Annotated in this window: 18 protein-coding genes; 17 read left to right on the top strand and 1 reads right to left on the bottom strand. The window is 66.3% G+C overall.

What is annotated here, in order from left to right:
• Nucleotides 1–284 precede the first annotated feature (284 nt).
• Complete coding sequence (locus PVZ80_RS28975; RefSeq protein WP_257373813.1) at nt 285–1,601, bottom strand: OprD family porin; 1,317 nt, start codon at nt 1,599–1,601, stop codon at nt 285–287.
• Nucleotides 1,602–2,241: 640 nt separating this feature from the next.
• On the opposite strand from PVZ80_RS28975, the gene PVZ80_RS28970 reads away from it, so the two are divergent.
• From PVZ80_RS28970 to PVZ80_RS28890, 17 genes are all read left to right on the top strand, one after another.
• Complete coding sequence (locus tag PVZ80_RS28970) at nt 2,242–3,594, top strand: UDP-glucose dehydrogenase family protein (RefSeq protein ID WP_273864895.1); 1,353 nt, start codon at nt 2,242–2,244, stop codon at nt 3,592–3,594.
• Nucleotides 3,591–4,610 carry an NAD-dependent epimerase gene (locus PVZ80_RS28965; RefSeq protein ID WP_124334777.1) on the top strand — a complete coding sequence of 340 codons (1,020 nt, stop codon included), beginning with the start codon at nt 3,591–3,593 and terminating at the stop codon, nt 4,608–4,610. Before PVZ80_RS28970 ends, PVZ80_RS28965 begins: the two co-directional genes overlap by 4 nt.
• A gap of 75 nt (nt 4,611–4,685) precedes the next feature.
• Nucleotides 4,686–5,459 (top strand): sugar transferase, encoded by a 774-nt coding sequence (locus tag PVZ80_RS28960; RefSeq protein ID WP_009048936.1) that lies wholly within the window; start codon nt 4,686–4,688, stop codon nt 5,457–5,459.
• Nucleotide 5,460: 1 nt separating this feature from the next.
• Nucleotides 5,461–6,105: a CpsD/CapB family tyrosine-protein kinase gene (locus PVZ80_RS28955; protein ID WP_028683907.1), complete on the top strand. Its 645-nt coding sequence runs from the start codon at nt 5,461–5,463 to the stop codon at nt 6,103–6,105.
• A 22-nt stretch (nt 6,106–6,127) separates the two neighbouring features.
• Nucleotides 6,128–7,141 carry a polysaccharide biosynthesis/export family protein gene (locus PVZ80_RS28950; RefSeq protein ID WP_009048934.1) on the top strand — a complete coding sequence of 338 codons (1,014 nt, stop codon included), beginning with the start codon at nt 6,128–6,130 and terminating at the stop codon, nt 7,139–7,141.
• A gap of 11 nt (nt 7,142–7,152) precedes the next feature.
• Complete coding sequence (locus PVZ80_RS28945) at nt 7,153–8,721, top strand: GumC family protein (protein ID WP_041983989.1); 1,569 nt, start codon at nt 7,153–7,155, stop codon at nt 8,719–8,721.
• Nucleotides 8,722–8,744: 23 nt separating this feature from the next.
• Complete coding sequence (locus tag PVZ80_RS28940) at nt 8,745–9,809, top strand: glycosyltransferase family 4 protein (RefSeq protein WP_273864894.1); 1,065 nt, start codon at nt 8,745–8,747, stop codon at nt 9,807–9,809.
• Complete coding sequence (locus PVZ80_RS28935) at nt 9,806–11,164, top strand: O-antigen ligase family protein (protein WP_198918851.1); 1,359 nt, start codon at nt 9,806–9,808, stop codon at nt 11,162–11,164. Before PVZ80_RS28940 ends, PVZ80_RS28935 begins: the two co-directional genes overlap by 4 nt.
• A gap of 676 nt (nt 11,165–11,840) precedes the next feature.
• On the top strand, nt 11,841–12,806 hold the full coding sequence (locus tag PVZ80_RS28930) for a glycosyltransferase (protein WP_103331221.1): 966 nt from the start codon (nt 11,841–11,843) through the stop codon (nt 12,804–12,806).
• Nucleotides 12,799–13,935 (top strand): glycosyltransferase, encoded by a 1,137-nt coding sequence (locus PVZ80_RS28925; RefSeq protein ID WP_273864893.1) that lies wholly within the window; start codon nt 12,799–12,801, stop codon nt 13,933–13,935. The genes PVZ80_RS28930 and PVZ80_RS28925 overlap by 8 nt, the downstream gene beginning before the upstream one ends.
• A 1-nt stretch (nt 13,936) precedes the next feature.
• The gene (locus PVZ80_RS28920; protein WP_273864892.1) at nt 13,937–14,935 is read left to right on the top strand and encodes a polysaccharide deacetylase family protein; all 999 of its coding nucleotides are present in this window, start codon (nt 13,937–13,939) and stop codon (nt 14,933–14,935) included.
• The gene (locus PVZ80_RS28915) at nt 14,932–16,242 is read left to right on the top strand and encodes a lipopolysaccharide biosynthesis protein (RefSeq protein ID WP_028683900.1); all 1,311 of its coding nucleotides are present in this window, start codon (nt 14,932–14,934) and stop codon (nt 16,240–16,242) included. Before PVZ80_RS28920 ends, PVZ80_RS28915 begins: the two co-directional genes overlap by 4 nt.
• Complete coding sequence (locus PVZ80_RS28910; protein WP_273864891.1) at nt 16,236–18,170, top strand: hypothetical protein; 1,935 nt, start codon at nt 16,236–16,238, stop codon at nt 18,168–18,170. The genes PVZ80_RS28915 and PVZ80_RS28910 overlap by 7 nt, the downstream gene beginning before the upstream one ends.
• On the top strand, nt 18,167–18,871 hold the full coding sequence (locus PVZ80_RS28905; protein ID WP_009048925.1) for a GNAT family N-acetyltransferase: 705 nt from the start codon (nt 18,167–18,169) through the stop codon (nt 18,869–18,871). Before PVZ80_RS28910 ends, PVZ80_RS28905 begins: the two co-directional genes overlap by 4 nt.
• Entirely contained in the window at nt 18,868–19,998 is a 1,131-nt protein-coding gene (locus tag PVZ80_RS28900) for a GNAT family N-acetyltransferase (protein WP_273864890.1), read from the top strand. The genes PVZ80_RS28905 and PVZ80_RS28900 overlap by 4 nt, the downstream gene beginning before the upstream one ends.
• 20 nt (nt 19,999–20,018) lie before the next feature.
• Nucleotides 20,019–20,801 (top strand): ChbG/HpnK family deacetylase, encoded by a 783-nt coding sequence (locus PVZ80_RS28895; protein WP_273864896.1) that lies wholly within the window; start codon nt 20,019–20,021, stop codon nt 20,799–20,801.
• 167 nt (nt 20,802–20,968) lie between these two features.
• Nucleotides 20,969–22,779: type VI secretion system Vgr family protein (locus PVZ80_RS28890; protein ID WP_273864130.1), on the top strand; the 1,811-nt coding region annotated here is incomplete at its 3' end.

Below are 22,779 nucleotides of genomic sequence, written 5' to 3'. Positions count from 1 at the left end.
CAGCGGCTACACAGCCACCGCGATCCCCTGTAGCCGCTGCCGAAGGCTGCGATCGGCTGCGCAGCAGCCGCCCAACCAGCGCACGCGGTGGACCTGATGCAACGCGGTTACCGGTTTTGCGACGGCTGCGCCGCCGATCGCAGCCTCGCAAGCTCGGCAGCGGCTACAAGACACCGCGATCCCCTGTAGCCGCTGCCGAAGGCTGCGATCGGCTGCGCAGCAGCCGCAAGGCCTGCCGACGCGTTTATCCAGGCAGCTCGCGGGTTCAGCTTCCGGCAGCGCCGTCAGAGGATCGAGAAGTTGTAGCTGACGATCAGCCGCGTCTCGTCCACGTCCCGGGCGAACTTCTCGTAGTTGCTGCGGTAGGTGGCGTTACGCAGGCGCAGGCTGACGTCCTTGAAGGTGCCGCTCTGCACCACGTACTTGAGTTCGCTGTCGCGTTCCCATTCGCGGCCTTCCTGGTCGCTGCCCGGGACCTTGATATGGTCGCCGCTGACATAGCGGGTCAGGAAGCTCAGGCCGTTGATGCCGATGGCCTTGAAGTCGTAGTCATAGCGCAGTTGCCAGGAACGCTCCTGGGCGGCGGCGAAGTCGTTGACCTGCACGTAGTTGACCAGGTACGGGTTGCTGCCATCGAGGTACGGCATCGAGTTGTCGCCGTTCATGCGCTGCCAGCCGGCGCTGAAGGTGTGGCCGTCGATGGCGTAGCCGAGCATGCCGCTCAGGGCGCGGTTGTCGATGGAACCGGCGCGCTCGGCGCCACTGTCGGTACTCTTGAGCAGGCGCAGGTCGGCCTTCAATACGCCCGGGCCCAGCGGCTGGTTGGCCAGCAGGCCGATGAAGTGCTGGCGGTAGATGTCTGCAAGCTCCCCGTAGTGGTACTGGCCGGTCAGGCGATCGTTGAACTTGTAGTCGATGCCGTACATGTCGAAATGGTCGGCGGTGACGTTGCAGGCGTAACGCTTGTTCTTGCAGTGCACGCGGATGTCCTGGGCGTCCGTGGAATCCCGGGCGGTATAGCGGTCCAGGCGCGCGGCCATGAACGTCAGGTCCTTGATCTCCTTGGACGTGAGCATCGCGCCGTTGAACATGGTCGGCAGCAGGCGCCCGTCGTTGTACTTGAGCAGCGGCAGGTCCGGCAGCAGCGCGCCGTACTTGAGCACGCTCTGCGACACGCGCACCTTGGCGGTCAGGCCGAGCTTGGCGTACTGGTCCTTGGAGCCCCGCGGGTCCTGGCCGCTGGACGGCAGCAGGCCGCTGTTGCTGCGGTCGGGGCTGGAATCGAGCTTGAAGCCGAGCATGCCCAGCGCGTCGATACCAAAACCGACGGTGCCTTCGGTGTAGCCCGATTGCAGGTTGAGAATGAAGCCCTGGGCCGCCTCTTCGCGCTTGGAAGCGCCCTGATCGTTGCTGGTATGACCGTCGCGGAAGTCACGGTTGAAGTAGAGGGTGCGCGACTCGAGCTTGGCGCTGCTGTCTTCGAAGAAGCCCGCGGCCTCGGCCTGGGCGGTAAAACCCGCGCACAGGCAAAGGGCGCCGAGGCCCACCGTTGGATAACGCAGCGGTCGGAATGAGTGCAGCAAAGGGAAAGGGGGACGCATGAAAAGCTCCAGCAGTGCATCGGTAACGCGGATGAAAGAAAGGCAATAGCAATCCATCTGGCGAATCATTTCTGGCCAGGTGAATTGATCAAATCAATGTTGACCCGCAATGATGGCAGATGGCCTTGACGGGCTACACTCGACTTTAGTCTGAAGCTGCTACAGCCTTTGGCACTTCCCGCGCTCTTCCAGCGCACTGCCCCGCCTGCGATAAAGCGATCATTTCCAACACTTTTTTCCGTCGTGGAGGCCCTTGACCGAGGCGCCATTCATTGGGCGATTCCAGAAGTTTTGGATCCAAGCAAGCGTCCGCCGACGATAAAAACGCTGTTTTTTTCACTCAAAAAACTACCGTTCGTCGGCTTTATTTGCCCTTACGAGTTTTGTATCAAGGAATTGACACAATGCTTTCACCACCCTTTCAGACTAACTATCTATTTGATTTTAAAAACAATTAATTAATTTATAAAAAATCCAAAACGCCATCGTCATTTATACAACACGGCAAAACGCCAATTAACCGTCTCCGTGCTGTGGTAGTGTCAAAAAAAGAACGCGAAAAGGACTTGCACCTATTCAGTTCTTTAAGAAGTGGGCAGAAAAAACTCACTCATTACCCATCACGGATGAGGTTCCTCCCTTGGATGTCAGCGTTTTTGGTACCGGCTACGTCGGCCTGGTACAAGCAGTCGCCCTGGCCGACGTCGGCCACAACGTGGTCTGTGTCGACATCGACGGCCAGAAAGTCGCCCAATTGCAGCGCGCCATCGCGCCCATTCACGAGCCGGGGCTGACGACGCTGATCGAAGACAATCTGAAAGCCGGCCGCCTGTCCTTCACCACCCAGGCCCAGGACGCGGTGAACCATGGCGAGCTGATGTTCATCGCGGTCGGCACCCCGTCCAACGAAGACGGCTCCGCCGATCTCGACCATGTGATTGCCGTCGCCCGCGACATCGCCCGCCTGATGCACAGCGACAAGACCCTGGTGATCAAATCCACGGTGCCGGTGGGCACCGCCGACCTGGTGCTGGAAACCGTCATCGAGCAGCTCACCGACCTGGGCAAGTCCGAGCTCAAGGTGCATGTGGTGTCCAACCCCGAGTTCCTCAAGGAAGGCAGCGCGGTGGCCGACTGCATGCGTCCGGACCGGATCATCGTCGGCTGCGCCCATGACAAGCCGCGCCAGCAGTTGAGCGAGCTGTACGCGCCGTTCAATCACAACCGCGACCGCCTGATGTTCATGGACAACCGCAGCGCCGAGCTGGTGAAGTACGCCGCCAACGCCATGCTCGCCACGCGCATCAGCTTCATGAACGAAATGGCCAACCTGGCCGAGCGCCTGGACGTCGACATCAGCGCCGTGCGCAAGGGCATCGGCGCCGACCCGCGGATCGGCTACCACTTCATCTACCCGGGCGCCGGTTTTGGCGGCTCGTGTTTCCCCAAGGACCTCAAGGCGCTGATCCACACCGCCGAGAGCCATGGCCTGGAACCGCACATGCTCAGGACCGTGCGCGACGTCAACGAGCAGCAGCGCCACGTGCTGTTCCGCAAGCTCAAGATGCATCTGGGCGACGACCTGCGCGGCAAGGTCATCGCCATTTGGGGGCTGGCCTTCAAGCCCAATACCGACGACATGCGCGAAGCCACCAGCCGCTACCTGATGGAAGCGCTGTGGGAGGCCGGCGCCACGGTGCATGCCTACGACCCGGAAGCCATGACCGAATGCCGGCGCCTGTACGGCTACCGCCCCGACCTGCAGCTGTGCGCGACCCGCGACGACACCCTGCAATGCGCCGATGCGCTGGTGATCTGCACCGAGTGGAAGGCTTTTCGCGTGGTCGATTTCAACCAGTTGCGCGAGCGCCTCAAGGCGCGGCTGATCGTCGACGGGCGCAACCTCTACAACCCGCAACAGGCGGCGGATGCCGGCCTGCATTACCTGAGCATCGGACTACCCTATCGTCTACCGGGGGCGCTCTACGCATGAATATCCTGATCACCGGGGCCGCCGGTTTCATCGGCGCCCATACCGCACTGCGTTTGCTCAAGGATGGGCATCAGGTCACCGGGCTGGATAATTTCAACGACTACTACGACCCGCAACTCAAGCGCGACCGGGTGCGCTGGGTCGAGCAACAGGTGGGCGCCTTCCCGCTGTACTGCCTGGACTTGAGCGATGCCGATGCCCTCGACCGGCTGTTCGCCCAGGTCCGCCCGCAGGTGGTGATCAACCTGGCGGCCCAGGCCGGGGTGCGTTACTCCCTGGAGAACCCCAAGGCCTACCTGGACAGCAACCTCGGCGGCTTTCTCAACCTGCTGGAAATGTGCCGGCGCTACCCGGTCGAGCACCTGATCTACGCCTCGTCCAGCTCGGTGTACGGCGCCAACCATCACACGCCATACAAGGTCAGCGACAACGTCGACCATCCGCTGTCGCTGTACGCCGCGAGCAAGAAGGCCAACGAGCTGATGGCCCACAGCTACAGCCACCTGTTCGACGTGCCGGCCACCGGCCTGCGCTTCTTTACCGTGTACGGCCCCTGGGGCCGCCCGGACATGTCGCCGATCCTGTTCGCCCAGGCCATCAGCGAAGGCCGGCCGCTGAAGCTGTTCAACTACGGCATGCACCAGCGCGACTTCACCTACATCGACGACATAGTCGAATCCCTGGTACGGCTGCTGGCCAAACCGCCGGTGCGCGACCCGCTGTGGGACCGCGAACAGCCCGACCCGGCCACCAGCATGGCGCCCTGGCGCCTGTTCAATATCGGCGGGCAGCGCCCGGTGGAACTCAAGGACTACGTCGCCACCCTGGAGCAACTGCTCGGGCGCAAGGCGCTGGTCGAGTACCTGCCGCTGCAGCCCGGCGATGTGCTGAACACCTGCGCCGATGCCAGCGCCCTGGAGAACGTCACCGGTTTCGGCCCGCAGGTGCCCCTGGCCGAAGGCCTGGGACGCTTCGTCGACTGGTTCCAGAGCTACTACCGGCCGCCACGGGACTGACGAACCGCACCGAGCTGCACCGGCGAACCCGCTCGCCGCTTTCTACCCACTGCCTATGGAAATACCCCGATGGACATGGAGAGACCATTCTCATCGCCCGCGCCTTCTGTTCCCGATAAGCCGACACCGGCTGCCGGCCCCGTCCATATCGACCGGCGCAACGACCCGTTCCGGCGCAAGGTCGAGGCCGCCGTCGAGCTGCAACGCCGTGGCTGGCTGACCGGTCGCCGCGGCGGCTGCCCCTGGACCCTGTCCCTGAGCAAGCGCCTGACCTCGACCCTGCTGGCCGCGCTGATTCTGCTGCTGATCGCGCCGCTGCTGCTGGCGATCGCCCTGCTGATCAAGCTGACCAGCCCCGGCCCGGTGTTTTTCGTGCAGCTGCGCACCGGCTTTCGCGGCCGGCGTTTCGGCATGTACAAGTTCCGCACCATGGTGGTCAACGCCGAGTCCCTGAAAGACTCGGTGCGCCACCTGAACAAGCACGGCCCGGACTCGGTGGACTTCAAGATCGACCGCGACCCGCGGATCACCGGGATCGGCGGTTTCCTGCGGCGCACCAGCCTCGACGAGCTGCCGAACCTGATCAATGTGCTGCTCGGCCAGATGCGCATCGTCGGCCCGCGGCCGACCTCGTTCCACGCCCAGACCTACAAGGAACATCACCTCGGCCGCCTGAGCATCTACCCCGGCATCACCGGCCTGTGGCAGGTGTCCGGGCGCAGCGATGTGGATTTCGACGGCCGGGTGACCCTGGACATGACCTACATCTTTCAGCAGAGCCCCTGGCTGGACCTGAAGATCCTGCTCAAAACCCCTCTCAAAGTCCTCAACGGCCACGGAGCAAGTTGAAATGGCGGCTGCAACCTTTGCCAGTCTGGACATCCAGACCCCCACCGAAAGCAACCTGGCCGTGACCGTACTCGACCAGCAACTGCGGGTGATCCTGCTTACCGCACCGAACCGCAACAGCGGCGTGACCACCAGCAGCCTGGCCCTGGCCAACGAGCTGGCGCGCACCAGCCGCGGACGGGTGCTGCTGCTGGACACCAGCCTCGCCGACGACAGCCTGACCCAGCGCCTGGGCCTGGAACAGAACCCGGGCTTCCTCGACCTGGTGCTGGCCGAACAGCCGCCGAGCCTGGCGTCCTGCATCGAGCATCCCGGCGCCCCGGGCTTCGACTTCCTGCCCCTGGGGCGTCGCCAGCAGTACGGCGAACGCCTGACCAGCCAGCCGCTGCGGGAACTGTTCGCCGCGCTCAACGAGGTGTACCGCTTCGTGATCGTCGACGGCGACCCGGTGTACAGCAACGGCGACCTCCTCACCCTGAGTACCCAGGTCGATGGCGTGGTGCTGGTGGTGCGCAGCGAGGAAACCCGCTGGGAAGTGGCCCAGGCCGCGGCGCAACGGCTGGTCCAGGCCGAGGCGAAACTGATCGGCAGCGTGTTCAACGCGCGCAAGTACTACATGCCCAAATGGGTCTACGACCGTCTCTGACCGGCACAAGGAAAGTCTGCACATGAAACCTCAAGCGCTCCCCCTTTGCCTGTTGCTGGCCGCCCTCGCCGGCTGTTCCAGCCCCGACGTCGAGCAAATGCCGGTGCAGGTCCTCAGCGCCGACGCCGGCCAGGGCCAGATGACCGAAGTGCTGCCGGTGGAGCAGGTCCTGCGTCCCCAGGACGTGCTCGACGTGATCTTCCACATCGGCAGCACCAGCCAGACCCGCTATCGGGTGCAGCCGGGCGACCAGGTCGACGTCTCGTTCCTCAGCGCCGCCGAGCTGGGCGGCAACAAGCTGGTATTGCCCGACGGCAGCATCGAGATGCCTTACGTGGGCAATGTGCAGGTTGCCGGGCTGACCGCCGAAGAGGCGCGCCGGACCCTGGAAAGCGCCTATGCGCGGGTGCTGAAGAAACCCCAGGTGACCTTTTCGATTTCCCACGCCATGGCTCAGCTGGACAACCTGCGCACCAGCCTGACCAACCCGGCCACGGGCCTGAGCCGCGAGATCACCGTCGGCTCGGACGGGCGCGCCAGCTTCCCGTTGCTCGGCGCCATGTCCTTGCAGGGCATGACCCTCAGCCAGCTGCAGAAGACCATCAACCAGCGCTACGCCAAGGAAGTCGGCCAGGTCAGCGCCGACGTGCTGCTCAAGTCGACGGCGGCCAACGAAGTGTTCGTGCTCGGTGAAGTCGGCCAGCCCGGTGCCTACCCGATCCGCCGCCCGGTGTCGGTGCTCGAGGCCCTGACCCTGGCCAAGGGCGCCGGCCCCACCGCGCGCCTGGACTCGGTGGTGATCATGCGCCGCACCGGCAACCAGGTGCAGGCCCGCACCTACGACGTCGCCGCCGCCCTGGATCGCAACGCCGCGCAGTTCGCCTACCTGCAGCCGGACGACCTGCTCTATGTGCCCAAGACCCGCCTGGCCAAGGCCGGCGCGTTCAGCAAGCAACTGGCGGACATCATCATGTTCCAGGGCGTCGGCTTCAGCTTCGGCTACCGCGTCGACAACAAAGAATCGGACAACAATTGAGCCTTCCCGCGATGAACAGAATCGAAAACTACCTGCACGAGTTCCTCCTCGTGTTCTTCGTCAATCGCCGGCTGATCAAACGTGTGTTCCTCGGCTTCGCCGTGATCGCCCTGCTGTTGCCGCTGGTGCTGCGCCAGAGCTACGAGATCACCGCCGAAGTCATAGTGCAGTCGAAGAAGCTGTCGCAGAGCGACGCCAATACCGTGCTCACCCCGGACAGCGACAAGTTCATCCCGCCGTCCCTGGCGGACATGGAAACCGAGAGCAATATCCTGCGCTCGCCGACGCTGATCCGCGAAACCATCGGCCAGTTGCGCGAGGCCGGCGAGTTCGGCGACGGCGAGGGCCTGCTCGCCCGGCTGCTCTTCAATCCGCTGCGCGATCATGTGACCACCCCGCTGCGCTCAGCCCTGGGCCTGAAGATCGAACCGGTGCGCGACACCGCCCTCGACGCCATGACCAACCAGGCGGTCAAGGACCTGAAGATCGCCACCCTGCCCGGCTCCAACGTGATCTCGGTGGTCTACGCCAGCGCCGACCCGACCCAGGGCACGCGTTTCGTCGAGCGCCTGCTGGCCAACTACCTGAAGAACCGCCAGGACCTGCAATCCAACGAGCTGCCGCAGGCCTTCTTCGAGCAGAAGAAAGTCCAGTACCAGGAGCGCCTGGACGACCTCGAAGGCTTGCGCCAGGCCCTGCTGGAGGCGGCCCATGCCTCCGATCCCAAGGAAGAGATCACCTTCCGCCTGAACGCGATCAACACCGAGGAGCAGTCGCTCAACGGCTACCGCGACCAGGCCCTGGAGAACCAGCGCCGCCTGGACTACCTGCAAAACAACCTGAAGGCCGCGCGCAAGGGCAGCCTGACCGACTACACCTTCCCCTTCGCCTTCGCCAACACCGTGGACAACGTGGCCTACGAGGACCGCGAGATCAAACAGCTGGGCGAGCAGTTGACCAACCTGGTGAGCCAATACGGCACCACCTCCGACACCTACCGCGCCGACAGCGTGCCGATGCAGCAACAGCGCGAGCAGATCGTCCGCGCCCGCGCGCAGTTCCTCAAGGTAGTGGAAAACCGCGTGCGCGAGCGCACCAGCGACCTGCAGATCACCAACTCGGTGATCGCCCAGAAGACCGCGCGGATCAACGAATACAAGACCCGCGTGCGCGACCTGCAGGAAGTACTGAGCAAGCTGCGCCAGCTCGACACCGAGATCGACGCCCTGCACAAGGCCTTCTTCACCTACACCCAGCGCTACGAAGAAAGCCGCGGCGAGCGCCTGATCAATGGCGAGCTGTCCAACGCCCGGGTGCTCAGCCAGCCTTATGAACCCAGCGAGGCAGCGTTCCCCAAACCGATGCTGATCATCCCCCTGGGCCTGCTTACCGGCCTGCTGCTGGCGATTGCCCTGGGCTACGTCTACGAGTTCTTCGATCACCGCTTCAAGCATCCGGCCCAGGTCGGCGACCACCTGAACCTGCCGGTGCTGATGGTGCTCGACGCGGTGCAGGCGCCGGTGGTCAATCCCTACCCGCGTTGGACCTGGCAGTGGCTCTGGCACTGGGCCAAGCAGTGAACCGCACGGAACGCGAGAGGCTCATGGCCGACCTGCCGATTGTCCATGTGATCCACAGCGGCGGCTTCTATGGCGCCGAACGCATGCTGCTGGATCATTGCCGGGGCATGCCCGGGCAGCATCGGGTGCTGTTCATCGACGCGCCGCCGGCCCTGCTCGAGCGTTTTCGCGCGGGCGGCGTCGAGTGCCACAGCTGCAGCGGGCTGCGGGCGATGCTCAGCCACCTGGGCCAACAGCCGGTGCTGCTCAATGCCCACAACTTCAAGGCCCAGCTGTTTGCCCTGCTGTGCGCCTGGCGCCTGGGCCTGCCGCTGGTATGGACCCAGCACGGGTTCACTCCGCGCAGCGCCAAACAGAAGTTCTACACCTGGCTCAGCCTGCGCCTGTGCCGCCGGCGCACGGTGCGCCGGGTGGCCTGCGTGGCGCAGAGCATCGCCCGCCTGCATCGCCAGGCCGGGGTCGAGGCGGAGAAACTGCAGGTGATCCCCAACGGTCTGCCCGAGCAGTGTATCCCCGACCAGAACCTGCGCGACCGCAATGCGCCGCTGGTGGGCTTCGTCGGCCGCCTGAGCCAGGAAAAAGGCCCGGACCTGTTTCTCGACGCGCTGATCCCGCTGTGCCAGCAACGCCCGGCGCTGAAGGTGGTGCTGCTCGGCGACGGGCCCTTGAGCGAGATGCTGCGCCAGCGCATCCAGGACGCCGGCCTGGCGTTGCAGATCCTGATGCCGGGCTACCAGAACAACATGAGCAAATGGATGCACCGCCTCAGCGTGCTGGTGCTCAGCTCGCGCACCGAAGGCACGCCGATGATCCTGCTCGAAGCCATGCAGGCCGGCACGCCGATCGCCGCCTTTGCTGTCGGCGGCATTCCCGATGTAATCGAACACAGCGTCAGCGGCCTGCTCGCCCGGCCGCTGGACAGCATTGAGCTGGCCGGGCATATCGCCGAACTGCTGGACGACCCCGACCTGGGCGAACGCCTGAGCCTGGCGGCGCGCCAGCGGCAACGCCGCGACTATCACCTGCCGCTCTTGGCCCTGCGCTGGCAGGCCCTGTACCGCGCGACCAGCGAGGCCTGGAACCGATGATCGCCTCCCTTTCCCTGGGCGCCCTGCTGGGGCTGGCCTGCCTGCTGCTGCTCGCCAGCCCCTGGCCCTACCTGGCGCCGCTGGTGGTGGTCGGGATGTTCGGCCTGGCGCTGCTGTACCGCCGCACCGGCTGGGGCCTGCTGGGCATCTGCGCGCTGGTGCCGTTCGAAGGCCTGTTCAAGGACAGCTCTTTTTCCGCAGCCAAGCTGCTGGGGGCTTCGCTGATCCTGATCCTGCTGTTCAAGCTGCTGATGCGCCAGATCGGCGAGACGCGGCTGCGCAGCAACCTGTGGCGGGCGCTGCTGCCGTTCCTGCTGTGCCTGCTGCTGAGCCTGATGTACAGCGAGAACCTCGGCGTGTCCCTGGGCAGCCTGCGGGAACTGGCGGTGGGCCTGGTGCTGTTTTTCGTGACCCTGCTGATCGGCCGCGAGGTCAACCTGCTGATGCTCTGCCGCCTGCTGGCGCTGAGTGTGGCCGCCACCTGCGTGATCGCCCTGTTCTCGGCCAAGTACCAGGTCGGCGGCCGGGCCATCGGCCTGCTGCAGGACGCCAACTACTTCGCCCTGCTGATCGCCATGGCGGTGCCGCCGGCGATCCTCCTGGCCCTGCGCGAGCGGCATTGGCCGCTGCGGCTGTTCTGGGCCGGGGTGACCCTGACGCTGATGGCCGGCATGACCAAGACCGACTCGCGCTCCGGGCTGCTGGTCGTGCTGTTCACCATCGCCATCGGCGCCTGGCACTACCGCCATCGGCTGCAACGGCTGCGGCCCAAGCACCTGGGGTTCGTCATGTTCGCCGTGGCAATCGTCGTGCCCCTGGGGATCGCCGCGCTGCCGGCGGACTACGTGGCGCGAATCCAGTCCCTGAGCCTGCTCAAGTCCGGCTCTCACTCCGCTGACACTTCCCTGGGCCGGCGCACTTCGTACCTGGTGGTCGGCGGGCAGATGATCCGCGAGAACCCGCTGCTCGGCTCGGGCCTGGGCACCTTCCCGATCCATTACGCGCAGACCGGTTTTGCCAGCGGCTTCTCGGAGAACATGAACGAGCCGGACCTCTACCGGCGCGCCCACAACACCTACCTGGAGCTGTTCAGCGAACTGGGGATTCCCGGCGGCCTGAGCTTTGTCGCCCTGCTGCTGATGGGCCTGCGCAACTTCGAGCGGGCGCGGGTCGCATGGCTGAGCAAGGGCCGGCAGGACCAGGCCGACATCGCCACCCACCTGGGCCTGAGCCTGCTGGCCCTGGCGGTGTTCCTGCTGTTCCTCAGCGCACCGAACCACAAATACCTGTGGATCTTCCTGGCCCTGTCCAGCGTCCTGCGCCGCCAGGCCGAAGCCCCGGAGTGCCGCCCATGACGATGTACTCACCCCCTGTAGCCGCTGGCGCAGCCTGCGATCGGCTGCGCAGCAGCCGCAAGGCCTGCCAACGCGTTTCTCCAGACATATCGCGGACCCAGGCTTTGCGCTTGCTGCGCAACCGATCGCAGCCTCGCAGGCTCGGCAGCGGCTACACAGCCACCGCGAACCCTGTAGCCGCTGGCGCAGCCTGCGATCGAGTGCGCAGCGCTCGCCAAACCAGCCTGCGCGTTTCTCCAGGCAGGTCGCGGACTCAGGCTTTGCGCTTGCTACGCAACCGATCGCAGCCTCGCGGGCTCGGCAGCGGCTACACGGCCACCGCAAACCCTGTAGCCGCTGGCGCAGCCTGCGATCGGCTACGCAGTAGCCGTAAGGCCTGCCAACGCGTTTATCCAGGCAGACCGCGGACTCAGGCTTTGCGGTCGCTGCGCAACCGATCGCAGCCTCGCGAGCTCGGCAGCGGCTACACGGCCACCGCAAACCCTGTAGCCGCTGCCGAAGGCTGCGATCGGCTGCGCAGCAGCCGCAAGGGCGACCGATGCGTTTCTCCAGGCAAATCGAGGGCTCAGGTTTTGCGATTGCTGCGCACTCGATCGCAGCCTCGCAGGCCCGGCAGCGGCTACACAGGCCATGCGCTGCGGCAGCGGCTACCGGTCAGGAACAAGGAACGCCGAGCATGAAACGAATCAGCGTGATCGTGCCGATGTACAACGAGGCGCGGCATATCGTGCGTACCCTGGACAGCGTCAGCAGCGCCGCCGCGGTGGCGGGGCTCGAATGCGAGCTGATCGTGGTCGACAACGGCTCGCGCGACAACGGTCCGCGACTGGCCATGGACCAGGGCGCGCGGGTGCTGCATTACCCAGGGCTGTCCATCGGCGCCCTGCGCAATCGTGGCGCGGCCTGCGCGACCGGTGACTGGCTGGCCTTCCTCGATGCCGACATCGAGGTGCCGCTGAACTGGCTGTTGCTGTGGAAATCCGCCGAGGCCAGCCAGCGCGCCGATGTCTTCGCCCTGGACTGCGACGCGCCGCGCAGCGCGCCCTGGTTCGCCCGTGCCTGGCAGCGCCGCAGCCTGTCCGGCAACCAGCAGGAACGCCTGCTGCAATGGCTGCCCACCCCCAACCTGTGCATGGCCCGGGTCTGGTTCAACCGCATCGGCGGTTTCGACGAGGATCTGCGCACTGGCGAGGACAAGGATTTCGGCCTGCGCCTGAACCGCGCCGGCGCCCGTCAGCTGAGCCTGGCCACACCCGTGGTGCAGCACTGGGGTTTCGAGGGCAGCTGGCGCGAATGGAGCGGCAAGGAGTTCTGGCGCCAGAGCAGCCATGTGCAGCTGTTGCGCAATGGCGGGCTGAGCCCGCGGCTGTTGCGTTTCCCCCTGCTGTGCCTGGCCACCGCCCTGCTCAGCCTGCTGGCCGTGCTCTGCCTGCTCGGCGGGCAATGGCCGGCGGCGCTGCTGGCCCTGCTCGGCAGCGCCCTGGCGCCCCTGGGCCTGGCCCTACGCCAGAGCTACCGGCACCGCGACCCACTGTTTTTCCTGCAACTCTGGCTGCTGCACTGGCTGCGCCTGCACCTGGGCGCCGCTGCCCTGCTGCAGGGCCTTTTCAACCGTACTGCCGTGAGGCCCGATCGTGGCTAAGACACTCTTCTGGTTATGCCTGCTGTTGCCGGTCTACGCCTGGATCGGTTACCCGCTGATCCTGGCGCTGATCAGCCTGTTTATCCGCAAGCCCCGGGTCGAGCCGGGGCCGCCCTTGTCGGTCAGCGTAATCATCGCCGCACACAACGAAAGCCGGCACATCGAGCACAAGCTGCGCACCCTGCTGGCCCAGGACTACCCGACCACCGACCTGCAGATCATCCTCGCCAGCGACGGCTCGACCGACGCCACCGTGGCCACCGCGCTGGCGATCCACGACCAGCGGGTGCTGGTGCTCGACCTGCCGCGAGTAGGCAAGGCCGGAGCGCTGAACGCCGCGGTGGAACTGGCGCGCAACGAGATCCTGGTGTTCACCGACGCCGACAACCAATGGTCCGGCGACACCCTCGGCAAGCTGCTCGCCCCCTTCGCCGACCCGGAAGTCGGGGCCTGCGGCGGGCATATGATCATCCCCACCCCCGGCCACGCCCTGAGCCTGGGTGACAGCCTTTACCGCCACTACGAAGCCTGGCTGCGCGAGGCGGAAAACCGTACCGGCTGCATGGTCTCGGCGGACGGCGCGCTGCTGGCCCTGCGCCGCGAACTGTTCGAGCGGGTGCCGGCCGAGGTCAACGACGACTTCTTTATCAGCACCTGCGCCCCAGTGGCCGGCAAACGCATCGTCTACGTCGAGGAGGCCCAGGTGCTGGACCAGGGCGTGGATGAAGTCGGCAAGCAATACCGCCGACGCCTGCGGGTCACGGTCGGCGGCCTGCAAAGCCTGGCCCAGCGCCGTGGCCTGATGAATCCCTGGCGCCACGGCTTCTACGCGATCGCGCTGATCAGCCACAAACTGATCCGCCGCCTGGCGCCGGTGCTGTTGATCCCGCTGCTGCTCAGCAACCTGTGGCTGTGGAACGCCGGGGCCTTCTACAGCCTGTGCCTGATCGCCCAGCTGTGCGGTTATGGCGCCGGTATTCTTGGCCTGCTCGATCAGCGCGGGCGCTTGCCCAAACCCTTTCGCCTGGCCGGTTTCGTCCTGGTGACCCTGGCCGGCATGAGCATGGGCCTCTGGCAATTTCTCCGCGGGCAGCGCTACAGCCTGTGGAACCCGCAGCAGAACCGCTGACATGACACTCAGACAACACTTCAAGCGCCTGGCCGGCAGCGCCTACCTCAATAGCTTCGGGCGCACGCGCCTGAGCGAAGCCGGCGTGGTACTGATGCTGCACCGGGTGCTGGCGGACGAACACGCGGCCAACCTGCCCCATCGCGGGCCGCTGTGTGTCGGCCGCAACAGTTTCGAGCACCTGCTGCGCTGGCTGCGCCGGCATTTCGACTGCGTGCCGCTGGAACACCTGCTGCTGTACCCCGGCGGCGATCGCCCGCGGGTGGCCCTGACCTTCGACGACGGCTGGCGCGACAACGCCGAGCAGGCCTATCCACTGCTGGAACGTCATGAAGTACCGGCGAGCATCTTTCTCTCCACCGACTTTATCGGCACCGGCAAGGCGTTCTGGTGGGAAGCCATCGGCGAGACCCTGTGGCGTCAACCCGAGAGCATCGCCGGCCGGCAATTGCAGGAGCAACTGCGGGTACTGGGCGTGGTGCTGCCGGCCAGCCTCAGGCAACCCGGCGCCGACGAGGCCCGCAGCTGTGGCCTCGGGCTGTTGCTGCAACGCCTGAAAACCCTGGCCCCGGACAGCCTGCAATTGCTGGCCGACAGTTGCCCGCGGGACGCCGCGCCCCACAGCCTGGACTGGAGCCAGGTCAAGCGCCTGGAACGTTCCGGGTTGGTGCGCTTCGGCCCCCATGGGGCCAGCCACGGCATCCTCACCCAATTCGACAACGCGGCCCTGAAGGACGACCTAGCACGCTCCCATGCTTGCGTGCAGCACCATTGTGCCGCGCCGCTGCCGATCTATTGCTACCCCAATGGCGACCATGACCCGAGCGTGCGCCAGGCCGTCGCCGACCTCGGCTACTGCTATGCCCTGGGCACCGCCCCGGGGCTGATCGAACCCTCGCGCAACGAACCCCTGGCCCTGCCGCGCATCGACGTCAGCCAGGCCAGCGCCCGCTGCCCGTCGCTGCTGGCCTGGCGCCTGCTGAAAGGGGCGCGGGCATGAAGCGCAACGGCTATGTCTGGCACCTGCTGCTGAGCATGGGCACGCGGCTGGCGATGATCGCCATTCGCCTGTTGCGCAACGTGCTGCTGGCGCGCCTGCTGGGCCCGGCGGATCGCGGCCTGTTCGCCCTGCTCAGCGCCCTGCCCGACCTGATCGCCGCCCTCACCAGCGGCGGCCTGAACACCGCGGTGGGTTATGAAGCGGCGCGCCAGCGACCGATGGGCCTGCTGCTGACGCAGATCCTGGTCTACGGCTGCCTGCTGGCCGGGACCCTGACCGTGATCGGCCTGCTGCTGATGAACAGCCTGGGCCAGGACTGGTCGATCACCACCCAGCTCGGCCCCTTCGCCTGGCTGTTGCTGCTGGCGGTGCCGCTGACCGTGCTCAAGAGCGGCCTGCTGACCCTGCACAACGCTGACGGTCGGGTCGGCGCGTTCAATGGCCTGCGCCTGCTGGAATCCCTGGTGCCGCTGCTATTGTTTGTCGTGCTCTGGTGGCTGTGGCGCGACCAGGCCCTGTCGGCGGCGCTGGCCGGCTGGCTCGGCGGCACGCTGTTGGTGGTGCTGGCGGGCTGGTACTGGCTGGGGCGTTATCACCGGTTGCGGCTGCGCTGGCAGCCGGGCGAGCAAGGCAAGCTGCTGCGCTACAGCGCCCAGAGCCACCCCGGCGTGCTCTCGCAGCAATTGATGCTGCGCTGCGACTACCTGTTTATCGGCGCCCTGCTCGACCCGGTCGCGCTGGGCCTGTACGCCATGGCCAGCGCCGCCGCGGAACTGCTGCTGATCATTCCCGAGGCGGTGACCACGCCGCTGATGAAGCGCCTGCTGCAACAGGGCGAAGGCATCGAACGCCTGACCCCGCTGGCCCTGCGCATCACTGCCACGGTGATGCTTGGCGCCTGCCTGGGCATGGCGCTGGTCGGCCACTGGCTGATCATCAGCCTGTTCGGCGAGGCCTACGGCCCGGCCTATCCGGCCCTGCTGGCGTTGCTGCCGGGGCTGTTCGGCCTGTGCTACGCGAGCATCCTGCGCCTGGACCTGCTGGGCAAGCAGCGCCCCGGCGCGCTGTCGTGGCTGCTGGGCGGCGGCGCGCTGCTCAACCTGCTGCTCAACGCCGTGCTGATCCCGACCCTGGGCATAGTCGGCGCCGGCCTGGCCTCGTCCCTGGCCTATCTGGCGGTGAGCCTGGCGATGCTGGTGATGTACTGCCGCCTGAGCGGCGTGGCCTGGTACCGCACCCTACTCCTGCTGCCCGAAGACCTGATGCAGCTGCGCGCGCTGTTGCGCCCTCGGGAGGCGGCATGTTGAAAGCCGGCCTCTATACGCTCCTGGCCCTGCTGAGCCTGGCCCCGGGCGCCCAGGCCGGATCCATGCAGTGGTCGAGCATCCGCGACGGCAGCCTGTACCTGCGCGCCGACCAGCCGGACCGGCTGAAGATCGGCTGGAGCCCGGCCTGGCAGAGCGACGCCAACCGCGAGCAGCTGTACCTGCTGCAGCCAGGCGGCCAGTTGTTCAAGCAACTGGAGATCCGCGCCGACCAGGCCTATGGCGAACAGGACATCGAGCTGCCAGCGGCCACGGGCGACTACCGCCTGCAGATTCCCGGCTACAGCTTTCGCGGGTTCAGGGTCAGCCACCGCGGCAGCACGGCGGCGCAGTTCGAGCCGACCAAGCTGCATTTCAGCGCCGAAGTCCACAGCGGCGCCGAGCTGTTCTTCCGGGTCGCGGCCGGTGAGCAGGCGATCCTGGCCGGCAAGTATTACGGCGGCGTCAGCGTCTTGCAGGCCAGCCGCCTGAGCGATGGCGCCAAGGTCCGCCTGGAGCTGAAAGAACACCCGGCCTACGGGCAATTCGACCAGGTGGCGCTGCCGTCGGCCGAACAGGACCAAGTCTGGCGCCTGGCCCTGGGCGGCTCCGGCAAGGCGGCGTTCTGGCTGGACGGCACGGCCAATCTGTTTGCCCAGGAGGTCCAGCAACTGCACCCGCTGGACCAGCCCCGGGGCGAGGCCCACCTGCAGTTGAAAGCCCAGATCCTCGGGACCACGCCGCGCCTGGGCATCGCCCTGCCCTATGCCCAGCCGCCGCAGTCCACCTTCGGCCTGTTGCAGGCGATTGGCGCCCGCGCGGCCAACTTCTATAGCTTCGTCGATGTGATCGAGCAGGAGCCCGAGCGGGAAATCGGCTTTCGCCGGCTGTACCGCGAGCGCTTCGGGATCGACCGCGACATCACCCTGCTGGCCGGCACCGGGCGCCGCGCCGTGCTCGCGGCGGACGCCCAGAGTTTCGCCGGCCTCGACGCCTGGCTGGCCGACAGCGTGCGCCTGGCCGGCAACGGCCTGCATTACCTGGCTTTCGCCGACGAGCCCAACCTCAACTACCCGGACTACAGCAGCTACGCCCTGTACTTCGAGCAGATGCTGGCCCGGGCCAAGGCCAATCCCGAGGCCCGCGCCGCTGGTGTGCGGATCGCCATGCCGGCCAGTTCGCGGCTGCTCGACGGGCCGTTCCGGGTCGGCGCCGGGCAACGCCGCGGCATCGACTGGGCGCGCAAGCTGCTGGAGCGGCACGGTCAGGACATCGACGCCCTGGCCTGGCACGAATGGATGGTCCGCGACCTGCTCGCCACCCGCCGCTACCGCGACAGCGTGCGCGCCGCCGCCGAGCTGGTGGGCCTGGATGCCGCGGGCCGGCCGCGCAAGGCCCTGCTGCTGAGCCAGACCAATATCTCCAGCGGCCGCGATCTGAGCCCCTATCAGCAGGACACCCATTACGCCGGCCTGTGGTGGGCCTCGGTGGTGATCAACGCCTCGGCGGACGGCCTGCTGGACATGCTCAACTGGTTCCAGGCCGCCGACGAGCCGGACTACCCCAAGGGCATGCTCGCGCAACGCAGCGCCAACCAGTTCAGCCTCAAGCCGGTGGCCGTGGCCCAGCAGTTCATTGCCCGGCACTGGCTGGCCCATGTGCAAGCCCTGGACAACCCGGCCTTCGAGGTCGATGCCCTGGCCATGAGCGAGGCCGGCCGCCACAGCCTGCTGGGGGTGAACAAGGCGTCGCGGGTGCAGGCGGTGAGCCTCGACGGCCCCGGCGACCTGTGCCAGGCCGCGCCGCTCAAGCTGAGCCTGCTCGGCCCCGACGACCAGCCTCGCGACGCGGCCGTTGAATGCCGCGATGGCCGGGTGCACTTCGAGCTGCCCGGCGAAACCCTGTTTGCCCTGACCTGGAAAGCCTTATGAGCCGATTGAGCGCATTGCTGGAAAAAATCCGCCGCAAGGGCCTGCGTGACAGCCTGCGGGTCCTGCGCGAGCGCTACTTCTATTACCACTGGGAACTGCTCAGCGTCGAACGCTCCCTGGCGCTGCCGGTGCCCTGCCCGGTCACCACGCGGCGCTGGCCCCAGGTGCCAATCGACCGCGCGCTGCTGCCGGCCTTCGAGAAATACTTTTCCGCACAGTTGCCGGCGATCCGCGGCCTGCTGGACAAGGGCTGTCGCGGCAACGCCCACCTCGACGCCGACGGCAACGTGATGCTGATGATCTGGATCAACGAGCGCGACTACTACGACGATCAGCTGTACCGCTGCTGGATCCGCATCCCGCCGGGCTGCATCTATCAGTTCGCCGGCGAGTGCGCCCTGCCTTACCGCGGTACCGGGGTGGTGGTGCTGGCGCAGAAACTGATCTGGGAGCACTACCGCGAGCGCGGCTTCAAGACCACCCGGGCGGTGGTCAACGTGCGCAACGAGGCGGCGCTGAAGATGCACATGCGCATGGGTTTCACTGAGGTCGGCGAATCGATCCACGTCTATTGCCTGTTACGTTGCCTGCATTTCCATCGGCGCGTGCCCTATCACCAGCCCCGCCTGCTGCACCTGCGCAAGTCGCGGCCGACAGCACAAGCCGGCACCTCGACCGACGCCGGTAGGGAGCCGCTGTGACGATCCGCTTCGCCTGGCGCTCCAGCCTGCTGGACGATGACTTTCCCGCTGCCGCCTTCGAGCAACTGCGCAACGCGGTCGAACTGGCCACGCCCTTCAATCGCCTGGCCTGGCTGCGCGGCGCCGAGCAAGCGCTGGGCGCCGGGCAACGCCTGCGGGTGCTGCTGGGCTGGCACGGGGAACGGCTGGTGCTGTGCCTGCCGTTGCTGCATGGCCGCGAGCGCAAGGCCGGCCTGCCGTTGCAGGTGGTGCGCCACCTGGGCTTCCCCCTCAGCGACCGCCTGGCGCTGCTGGTGGCCGAGGACGCGCTGCCGGCCATGCCCCGGGCACTGGAGGAAATCCGCCGCGAGTTGCCCCATGCCCTGCTGCAATTGAGCGAACTGCTGGCGGCCGAACCCACCCTGGCGAGCTGGCGCGAGCACAGCTGGTACAGCGCCTGCGCGATCAGTTGCCGGGCGCCGGAACACCTGATCGTCGAAGCCGACCGCCAGGAAGCCCGGGACAAGAACCTGCGCTACGAGCTGCGCCGGGCGAAAAAACGCTGCGCCGAAATCGACGCCCGGGTGATCCGCGTCAGCCCCGATGGCGAGGGCATCGACGCGCTGCTGGACTTTATCGGCGCCGTGGAACAGGCCAGCTGGAAAGGCGCGGATGGCCTGGGGATCTTCTCCGGCACCCAGCGCCAGCAGTGGATGCGCAGCGCCCTGCGTGGGCTGGCCGCCGACGGCTGCGTGCGCGTGGTGCTGCTCGAACACCAGGGCCGCTGCATCAGCTATCGCCTGGGGCTGCTGGAGCGCGGGCGGCTGTACGACTACAACATCGCCTTCCTGCCGGACTACGCCAGCCTGGGCAGCGGCCGGCTGCTGCTCGACGAGTGGATCCGCTGGGGCCTCGACGAAGGCTGGCAGTGGGTCGATGCCTCGCGGGTCAGCCTCAGCCGCTCCAGCCATCAACTGCACGAACGCATGAGCGGCCAGGTCGAGCACCAGCGCTGGAGCTTCTATTCGCGCCGCCCCGGCGGCCTGCTGCTGGGCCTCGCCGATCGCCTCTGGCAAGCCCTTAAACCCCATGTCAAAAACTGGCGCGAACGCCGTGCCGCCCGCCAACAACAAGAGAGCCGACCTTGAGCGCTACTTTGAACAGCCGTTTGAACAGCACAGAGACTGCGGCGAAGCTGCCGGCGGTGATCGTCAATGCCGACGACTTCGGCCTCGACCCCGAGTACAACCAGCTGACCCTGCGCGCCTTCGAGCGTGGGGTCATCAGCTCCGCGACCCTGATGGCCAATATGCCGGCCTTCGAGGACGCCTGCCGGCTGGCCCGCGAGAACAGTCTGCAAGGACGCATCGGCCTGCACTTCAACCTGACCTACGGCGAGCCCTTGAGCGTGCCTATCCGCAGCCAGCGACGGTTCTGCAACAGCAGCGGCGAGTTCGACCTCAGGCTGCCGCGCTCGGTGCTGCGCCTGCCGGCCAACTGCGTGGCCGCAATCCGCGACGAACTCGAAGCGCAATGGCAGCGCTGCGTCGACCACGGCCTGCGCCCGAGCCATATCGACTCCCATCAGCACGTGCACAACCTGTGGCCGATCGCCCCGATCGTCGCCCGCTTCGCCGCGCAACAGGGCGTGCCGGTGCGCCTGGCGCGTAATGTCGGGGGCAATATCGGCCTGGCCAAGCGTCTGTTCAAGAACGCCCTGAACCGGCGCATCGTCCGCTTGAGCGGCGCCACAGTGGCCTTCGTCTGCACCCCGCGGGACCTGCTGCAAGGCTTCCAGCCAGCCGGTGCGCTGGAAGTGGTGGCCCATCCGACCCAGTTGGCCGACGGCGATTTCGGTGACGACTACCTGCCCGAGGGGCAGTCCCTGGACCGGCTGCTACGGGAAACCCTGAGGGGCTATCGGCATATCGCCTACAGCCAACTCCGCTGATCCCCGTAGGGCGTTATCCGGATGGGTTGTCAGGCTTGAGTGATAGCTGGCAGGGACATTTCTGAATGTTCCAGGGGGGCGGATGGCGGCGGCCGACCCTGCTTGAATCGACTGGCTTATTCCTGCACCATCCGCCCCCTGCTTATTCAACGGATGGATTTCACGGCATGCTGGATGCTAACGCTACCCATATTTCCCTGACGATCGAAGGCGCCTCGGTCGACCTTCAGGTCCTCAGTTTCGTTGGCCGCGAAGCCCTCAATCAGCCCTTCTGCTTCGATATCGAACTGGTCAGCGCACGTCCCGACCTCAAGCTCGAGGAGCTGCTGCACAAGCCGGCCTGCCTGACCTTTGGCGGCTTAGGCAAAGGCAGTGGCAAAGGCCTGATCCATGGCCTGGTGTACCGCATCGCCCAGGGTGATTCCGGGCGCAAGCTGACCCGCTACAGCATCAGCCTGACCCCGCAGCTCAACTACCTGCGCCACAGCTTCAACCAGAAGATCTACCAGCACCTGAGCGTGCCGAAGATCATCGCCCAGGTCCTCGAGGCCCGCGGCATCCTGGCCGACGCCTACAGTTTCCAGCTCGGCGCCACCTACCCGGAGCGGGTCTACTGCACCCAGTACGACGAATCCGACCTGCACTTCATCCAGCGCCTGTGCGAAGAAGAAGGCATTCACTTCCACTTCCAGCACAGTGCCGGCGGCCACAAGCTGGTGTTCGGCGACGACCAGACGGTGTTCCGCAAGCTGGCGGCGGTGAACTACCAGCAGGACTCGGGCATGGCCGCCGAGCAGCCGGTGATCAAGCGCTTCAACCTGCGCCTGGAAACCCGCACCAGCCGCGTCAGCCGCCGCGACTACGACTTCGAGAAACCACGGCTGCTGCCCGAAGGCGCGGCCAAGTCCGGGGTCATGCCGGACCTGGAAGACTACGACTACCCCGGCCTGTTCACCCAGCAGGCCCGCGGCAAGCAACTGGCGACCCGCGCCCTGGAACGCCACCGCAGCGACTACCAGCTGGCCGAAGGCAAAGGCGACGAGCCGAGCCTGGTCAGTGGCCACTTCCTGACCCTGGCCGAACACCCGCGCAGCGAATGGAACGACCTGTGGCTGCTGCTGGAAGTCATCCACGAAGGCAAGCAGCCGCAGGTGTTGGGCGAGAACATCACCAGCGACGTCACCAGCCACAAGGACGACTTCCACCAGGGCTACCGCAACCGCTTCCTCGCCACGCCCTGGGACGCCCACTACCGCCCGCCGCTGGAACACCCGAAACCCAAGTCCCTGGGCAGCCAGACCGCCGTGGTCACCGGGCCCAAGGGCGAAGAAATCCATTGCGACCAGTACGGGCGGATCAAGGTGCAGTTCCACTGGGACCGCGACGGCCTGGCCGACGACAACACCTCCTGCTGGGTCCGCGTCGCCAGCGGCTGGGCCGGCAAGGCCTACGGCGGCATCGCCATCCCGCGGATCGGCATGGAAGTGCTGGTGACCTTCCTCGAAGGCGATCCCGACCAACCGCTGGTCACCGGCTGCCTGTACCACAAGGAAAACGTGGTCCCCTACGACCTGCCGGCGAACAAGACCCGCAGCACCTTCAAGACCCTCAGCTCGCCGGGCGGCAAGGGCTATAACGAACTGCGCATCGAAGACAAGAAAGGCGCCGAGCAGATCTACCTGCACGCCCAGCGCGACTGGGACGAAAACGTCGAGCACGACCAGCGGATCCGCGTCGGCAACGAACGCCACGACACGGTCGAAGCCAACACCCTGACCGAACTCAAGGCCGAAGAACACCGCATCACCCACCTCGACCGCAAGAGCGAAATCCGCGCCAACGACCACCTCACCGTGGCCGTCACCCAGCACGCCAACATCGGCACCGCGCAATTCGTCGAGGCCGGCCAGGAGATTCACTACAAGACCGGCAACATCGTAGTCCTGGAAGCCGGCGCCGAACTCACCGCCAAGGCCGG

The sequence above is a fragment of the Pseudomonas sp. B3G-3 genome (assembly GCF_028640915.1).
GTDB lineage: Bacteria > Pseudomonadota > Gammaproteobacteria > Pseudomonadales > Pseudomonadaceae > Aquipseudomonas > Aquipseudomonas chlororaphis_I.
The sequence above is the reverse complement of the archived record's forward strand: the minus strand, read 5'-3'. Positions and strand labels throughout refer to the sequence as shown.

Excerpts from the sequence above, each read along its gene's own strand:
- PVZ80_RS28975 (WP_257373813.1), bottom strand. The coding sequence starts at position 1,601 with ATGCGTCCCCCTTTCCCTTTGCTGCACTCATTCCGACCGCTGCGTTAT.
- PVZ80_RS28965 (WP_124334777.1), top strand. The coding sequence starts at position 3,591 with ATGAATATCCTGATCACCGGGGCCGCCGGTTTCATCGGCGCCCATACC.
- PVZ80_RS28960 (WP_009048936.1), top strand. The coding sequence starts at position 4,686 with ATGGAGAGACCATTCTCATCGCCCGCGCCTTCTGTTCCCGATAAGCCG.
- PVZ80_RS28955 (WP_028683907.1), top strand. The coding sequence starts at position 5,461 with ATGGCGGCTGCAACCTTTGCCAGTCTGGACATCCAGACCCCCACCGAA.
- PVZ80_RS28950 (WP_009048934.1), top strand. The coding sequence starts at position 6,128 with ATGAAACCTCAAGCGCTCCCCCTTTGCCTGTTGCTGGCCGCCCTCGCC.
- PVZ80_RS28945 (WP_041983989.1), top strand. The coding sequence starts at position 7,153 with ATGAACAGAATCGAAAACTACCTGCACGAGTTCCTCCTCGTGTTCTTC.
- PVZ80_RS28940 (WP_273864894.1), top strand. The coding sequence starts at position 8,745 with ATGGCCGACCTGCCGATTGTCCATGTGATCCACAGCGGCGGCTTCTAT.
- PVZ80_RS28935 (WP_198918851.1), top strand. The coding sequence starts at position 9,806 with ATGATCGCCTCCCTTTCCCTGGGCGCCCTGCTGGGGCTGGCCTGCCTG.
- PVZ80_RS28930 (WP_103331221.1), top strand. The coding sequence starts at position 11,841 with ATGAAACGAATCAGCGTGATCGTGCCGATGTACAACGAGGCGCGGCAT.
- PVZ80_RS28920 (WP_273864892.1), top strand. The coding sequence starts at position 13,937 with ATGACACTCAGACAACACTTCAAGCGCCTGGCCGGCAGCGCCTACCTC.
- PVZ80_RS28915 (WP_028683900.1), top strand. The coding sequence starts at position 14,932 with ATGAAGCGCAACGGCTATGTCTGGCACCTGCTGCTGAGCATGGGCACG.
- PVZ80_RS28910 (WP_273864891.1), top strand. The coding sequence starts at position 16,236 with ATGTTGAAAGCCGGCCTCTATACGCTCCTGGCCCTGCTGAGCCTGGCC.
- PVZ80_RS28905 (WP_009048925.1), top strand. The coding sequence starts at position 18,167 with ATGAGCCGATTGAGCGCATTGCTGGAAAAAATCCGCCGCAAGGGCCTG.